This window comes from Streptomyces sp. NTH33, assembly GCF_003236365.1.
In the GTDB taxonomy this organism is placed as follows: Bacteria; Actinomycetota; Actinomycetes; order Streptomycetales; family Streptomycetaceae; genus Streptomyces.
The window spans coordinates 1-1,368 of sequence record NZ_POTZ01000892.1 but is presented as its reverse complement, the minus strand read 5'-3'; the positions used below and the strand labels follow the sequence as shown (position 1 = coordinate 1,368).

Below are 1,368 nucleotides of genomic sequence, written 5' to 3'. Positions count from 1 at the left end.
CTGCCGCGACGCCCGCAGAGGAGTCCACGACATCAACCTCGACGCAGTGGCGATCCGGCAAGTCGGGATACCAGACACCACACCGACTCTGCAGTCAACCCCCGAAGAACTTCCGAGGGCGACCACTAAGCGGCAGGGCGTTGGCGTGTGTGCGTTCGGGTGGCGTGGGGTGCTTGTGGTGCTCGGCCCGTGGCCGGAGGCGCTGTCCCACACCATCGATACGGTAGCGTACCGATACGGCTGGGTACCGGTACGCTGGTGTATCGATCGATACACCTCACACGGAACGCGCCACACTGCAGAGCGGCCGGAGGACCGCTGGACCCGGATCGAGAGCGAGGAGATGAGTGATGACGTCACAGGCCGCGGACGGACCGGAGACGGTTGTCGCCTCACGCCGCTCCAAGATCACGCCTGAGCGTGAACGGGAGTTCTTCGACGCTGTCCTCGAACAGATCCGCGAGTGCGGCTACGACGCCGTCACCATGGAGGGCGTGGCCGCCAGAACACGCTGCAGCAAGTCCACGCTCTACCGGCAGTGGAAGAACAAGCCGCAGTTCGTGGCGGCCGCGCTGCGCGCCAACCGGCGCACGCAGTTCGCCGGCGTCGACACCGGCTCGCTCGCCGAGGACCTGCGGCGGGCCGCGCGGACCGCGGGCGAGCGGTCGGGCAAGGACACCCGGCTCCTGCAGGCCCTCGGTCACGCGATCACGCAGGACAGGGAGCTGAAGCAGGCCCTGCGCGAGGCGCTGGTCGAGCCGGAGATCGCCGCGCTGCGGGAGATGCTGCGCCGCGGGGTCGAGCGCGGAGAGGTCCGCGCCGACAACCCGGCGCTTCAGTACGTGCCCGCGCAGATGTTCGGCGTCCTGCGCATCCGGCCCGTGCTGGAGGGGGAGTACGCCAACCCGGACTACATGGTCCGGTTCGTGGAGGCCGCGGTGCTGCCCGCACTCGGCCTCACCCCATGACCCAGGTCGCCGTCCCCGGGATGACGGGACGGTGACCTGCTCGCGCCGCACCGTGGGGACGGGGGCGGCGCGCATCCCGGCCGGGTGGGGTTCCTCTGGAGCGGCGAGGGACCCCACCCGGCCGACGACTTCCGGCCGGATCACACCTTCTGGCCGGTGCCTCCGCCCGAGGCGACCTTGATGCCCCGGGTGATGTCGTCGATCACTGATTGCCGCTCGGCGACGTCCACGCCGAAGCGGACCACGACCAGCAGGCGGGAGTCGGCCGGGGACGGGTGTCGGCGTACGGGCTGTAGTGCAGAGGTATGTACGGGCTGATGTGCAGAGCTTGAGTCCGGGTCAGCTGACGGCGGTGATGCCGCCTTCGATGGCGGTGAGGCGGTTCTTCAGCCGGTAGCTG

At 69.6% G+C, this 1,368-nt stretch carries 1 protein-coding gene; it reads left to right on the top strand.

Features of this window, described 5'->3' with window-relative positions:
* Window positions 1–350: 350 nt before the first annotated feature.
* Complete coding sequence (locus C1I97_RS37315) at window positions 351–968, top strand: TetR/AcrR family transcriptional regulator (protein ID WP_111007291.1); 618 nt, start codon at window positions 351–353, stop codon at window positions 966–968.
* Window positions 969–1,368: the final 400 nt, after the last annotated feature.

What these genes read in the sequence shown, in the direction of transcription:
- C1I97_RS37315 (WP_111007291.1), top strand. Translation starts at nt 351, where the DNA reads ATGACGTCACAGGCCGCGGACGGACCGGAGACGGTTGTCGCCTCACGC.